Genomic DNA, 4,025 nt, shown 5'->3' on the forward strand with positions numbered 1-4,025 from the left:
CACAAAATGTGACAGGTGTCCAGTGACTTGCGTGTGACGCGGCGGCTGATGTTTTGGGGCTTAGTCGGCCGTTTGGCCGCCTAAGCGCCGCTGGGGCGTGTCGTTTGGCCGCATAAGCATTCGCCGAGTTGGGCTGGGCGTGACTGGCAACGGAGTCGCCAAGTCAACGGGTTGCAGCGGTTTCTCGGAGTCGGCCTGAGGGTGCTTAGGCGGCCATGGAGTGCGGTCGGGTGGCGTCTGTTCGGCGCATCGGCGTCGGCCGGGCGTTGACGGGGAGTTGCATCTTGCTGGCGAGCTGTCTATAAAGACAGCATTGGACCAAGCGGAGGCGGTTCTGATGCAGCAGAGCGAGATCACGAAGGGGCAGACAGGCGGCGGCCAGGCGCGACGGCCGAAGCGGCTGCTGGAGCAGGTCCGGGACAAGCTGCGGGCGATGCACTACAGCTATCGGACCGAGCAGGCGTATCTGGACTGGATCAAGCGGTTCATCCTGTTTCACGGCAAGCGGCATCCGCAGGAGATGGGCGCCGCGGAGATCGAGGCGTTCGTGTCGCACCTTGCGACGGACCGTGGGGTGTCGGCGTCGACGCAGACGCAGGCCCTGTCGGCGGTGCTGTACTTGTACAAGCACGTGCTCGAGGTGGAGATGGGTTGGATCGAGGGCATCACGCGGGCGAAGCGGCCCGAGCGGGTGCCGATCGTGTTGACGCGGGAGGAGGTGGCCGCGGTGCTGGCGCGGCTGGAGGGGCCCGAGCGGCTCATGGCGGCGCTGATGTATGGCACCGGGCTGCGGCTGATGGAGTGCGCGCGGCTGCGGGTGCAGTCGGTGGACTTTGGCTACCGGCAGATCACCGTGATCAATGGCAAGGGCGGCAAGGATCGGTTCGTGCCGTTGCCCCAGGCGTTGATCCCGGAGTTGAAGCAGTGCATCGAGGCCTCAGACCGGCTGCGGATGGCGGATAAGGCCGATGGCTTCGGTGAGGTTTCGATGCCCGAGTCGCTGGTGCGCAAGACGCCGTCGGCGCCGTTCGACCTGCGTTGGTGGTATGTCTTCCCGGCGTCGCACCGCTCGCGGGACCCGATCACCGGGCGCATCAAGCGACACCACATCGATGCGTCTGTCATGCAGAAGGCGATGAAGTCGGCGGTTCGCGCGGCCCGAATCGGCAAGCGGGCGACGCCGCACACCTTGCGTCACGCGTTCGCGACGTACCTGCTGGAGTCCGGCTACGACATCCGCACCGTGCAGCAGTTGCTTGGGCATCGGGATGTGAAGACGACAGAGATCTACACGCATGTGCTGCAGCGCGGCGGCGGCGCCGTGCGCAGTCCGGTGGATGCGCTGCTGGGCGGCTTGGGCGCTGTCGCCCTGCATGTCAACCCCAAGGGCGGCGGCGCTGCTGAGAGGCAGTCCGGTGGTTTTGGTCTTACGGGGTTGCCCGGCGCAAGGGTGGAGCCGGGCAGTGCAGGGGCGTTGCCGGGCTGAGGCGGGCAGGTCCCACAGAAGCCGTCGCGGTAGGGCAGCCGTCAGCCACCATGCACGTGAGGGCCGCCAGCCCGGCAGAGGGTCAGCGCTGGCCCAAGCGCTTACCGCCGCCCGCCTTGATCCCGGCGCGATGGATCGCAGAGCGCGCTCGTCGGGGCTGATTGGGCTGGATCATCGCCAGCGATGGCGGACGCATCCTTAGGCGGGCTTGATCTGCGGCTCGATCACGACGGCGAGCTCGCGGCGGCTCCTTCGGCGCTGTGTGAACCCCGAGCTTGCCTCCGAGGGGCCCCGCGCGCAGCAGCGCCCGGCAGCCCGGCCGCTCGCCGGACGAGGCGCGCTGCACGCGGAGCGGGTGACCGTCAGGGCGGTCGTCAGATGGTGGGCAGGCCAGTCTGCTGGATGTGGTAGACGAGTCGGTCGAACACGTAGTCCACTTCGTCGTAGCTGTTGTAAACGCCGTGGGTGGACACACGGAAGCCGACCCTGTCGTCCCCCGGTGCCGCGGTGCTTGACGGCCAGGTGACGAAGCGGATGTAGATCTTCGGGTCCTCCGCCGCGAGCGCATCCGCCACGCTGCTGATGGCCGAGCGCAGGGCACCGTAGCTCGCGGCGTCGTCCCGGCCGACGAAGGGGTTGAAGGAGGTCAGCGCCGTGGCGAAGGGGCTGTAGGCCGGACGCGGCTCCACCCACAGTGACCCCGGCCACTGGGCGTCGATCTTGGCCTTGAGGTCATTGCCGAGCTCCACGCCCCGCTGGTAGATGGCGTCGATGCCGATCTGCTCGAAGAAGGCCAGCGCGTCCGTCATGGCGTACAGCGCCGGGCGGTTGTTCTCGCCGCGCAGCTGCACCCAGGTGCTTGGGTCGTACTGGCGGTTGGCGATGTCCCCGGGGGAGAGGAAGGCGTAGAGGAAGAAATTGCCTAGATCGAATGGCGGCAGATTCCCACCCGTGTTGCGGATGTACAGGATGCCCGTGCCCGGGCCGCCGCAGAGCCATTTGTGGCCGGCGCCGGCGACGAAGTCTGCGCCGTAATTCTGGAAGTCGATGGGCAGCATGCCGAAGCCGTGGGCCGTGTCCACGATGCTGTAGGCGCCGTAGGCACGCGCCAGCGCGCACAGGTCCTCCACCGGCAGGCGCAGGCCGTTTTTGTAGAAGATGTCGGAGATGACGAGGTACTGCTTGGCGCCGGCCGGCAGCGGCGCCGCCAGCGCCGGCTCGAACAGGTCCAGCACGTCCTGCACCGTGATGCCGGCGGTGAAGGGCGAGATCAGGCCCATGTCGATCTCCACCACGTCGACGCCGCGCGTGGCCTTGGCCCAGGCCATGGGGCCCGTCAGCGCCGGGTGCTCGAAGCTGGTGGTGACAATGCGGTCCCCGGGCTGCCAGGGGGTGCCGGCGAAGATCAGATTGCAGCCGTCCGTGGTGTTGTAGCTCAGCACCACCTCGGAGGGGTCGGCGGCGTTATAGGCCGCGGCCACGCGACGACCCGGCTACCCTTGCGCGCGTCGCCACGCGGTCGGCGGCGTTATAGGCCGCGGCCACCTGCTGCTGGCGGGCGGCGAGGGCGGACGCGCCGAACAACGACGACCCAAGCGGGAAGAGATCCGGGTAGTCCCTATTCAGGTTGTCTTCCCAGTCCCTCGGGTCGTCGCCCTTGTAGAGGTTGTACACGCCGAGATTGTGCTGGGCGAAGCGTGGCAGGGAGCCGGTGGTGCCGGTGTTCATGTGGATGTAGTCGCGGTCGAGCACGAAGGCCCGGCGAACGCGGCGCCAGTAGGCCTCGGTGCCCGGATTGCCGCGGGGATCGGGCGCAGGCAGCAGCCGACGGGGCAGCCAGCCGTCGCTCAGATCCCGGCCGCGGCCGAAGGCATTGCCGTTGCCGGCGAGAGCCGCGCCGGGCCCCATCAAACCGCCGGCAGCAGTGGCCGTGGCGACCCCCGTCATGAAGGATCTACGGTCGAGCCCGGCGGGCGCGGCGGCGCTGTCGGCATGTGGATGCTTGCGGCTGTGCGTCGTCATCTGATGTCCCCTTGGGGGTTGCGAAAGGGTACGGTGCTGAGGGACAGCGGCGTGCCTGGTCGGCACCGGTTCGGCCGGGCACGCTCTGCGCATGGTGGAGCCCCCGGTGCGCCGCCAAGAGGCAGCGTCGAGCGAGCTCGGTTGTCCATGAGGCGGCACAGGGAGCGGGCTGCGCGACGACGATCACCCGTCTGTCCAAGCCTCGTCGCGGCGGTGAGCGACGCTCGCACACCGCCGGGGCCAGAGTAACGGAGCTGCTCGTCTGTGGCGGTGCGCTTTGTCACAGTAATGCCGCGGCATGTCGGCACGGGCTCCGGCGCTCGCGCGGGCGCAAGCGCCGATCCGCCGCGCTCGTCCACGCGCTGGCACGTTTTATCAGTATTTCCCCTGAGTATCGCATAGGCACATCTTGTGCCTGCGGAAGCAATAAATCAGTATTGCCCAGGCTGCTGCCCCGCGCGCCGGCCGACCTCGGCAGAGGCACCGCCGCCTAGGGCAGGCCAGCACCCCGAGAGTC

The 4,025-nt window shown here is 68.2% G+C and carries 3 protein-coding genes; 1 reads left to right on the forward strand and 2 read right to left on the reverse strand.

Features of this window, described 5'->3' with window-relative positions; all coding sequences use genetic code 11:
• Window positions 1-337 precede the first annotated feature (337 nt).
• A complete protein-coding gene (locus tag QZ607_RS15375) occupies window positions 338-1,486 on the forward strand; it encodes an integron integrase (protein WP_295884341.1) in 1,149 nt (382 codons plus the stop codon).
• A gap of 374 nt (window positions 1,487-1,860) precedes the next feature.
• Here QZ607_RS15375 and QZ607_RS15380 read toward each other — a convergent pair whose 3' ends face one another.
• Together QZ607_RS15380 and QZ607_RS15385 are read right to left on the reverse strand one after the other, a co-directional pair.
• Window positions 1,861-2,967, reverse strand: a complete 1,107-nt coding sequence (locus tag QZ607_RS15380; protein WP_295884343.1) for an aminotransferase class V-fold PLP-dependent enzyme — start codon at window positions 2,965-2,967, stop codon at window positions 1,861-1,863.
• Window positions 2,951-3,508, reverse strand: coding sequence for a twin-arginine translocation signal domain-containing protein (locus QZ607_RS15385; protein WP_295884345.1), 558 nt, complete (start codon window positions 3,506-3,508; stop codon window positions 2,951-2,953). Before QZ607_RS15385 ends, QZ607_RS15380 begins: the two co-directional genes overlap by 17 nt.
• Window positions 3,509-4,025: the final 517 nt, after the last annotated feature.

Origin of the sequence: uncultured Thiohalocapsa sp. (genome assembly GCF_913063425.1) — a bacterium.
Classification (GTDB): Bacteria; Pseudomonadota; Gammaproteobacteria; order Chromatiales; family Chromatiaceae; genus Thiohalocapsa.

Coding starts and splice junctions, on each gene's coding strand:
- QZ607_RS15375 (WP_295884341.1), top strand. CDS start 338: ATGCAGCAGAGCGAGATCACGAAGGGGCAGACAGGCGGCGGCCAGGCG.
- QZ607_RS15385 (WP_295884345.1), bottom strand. CDS start 3,508: ATGACGACGCACAGCCGCAAGCATCCACATGCCGACAGCGCCGCCGCG.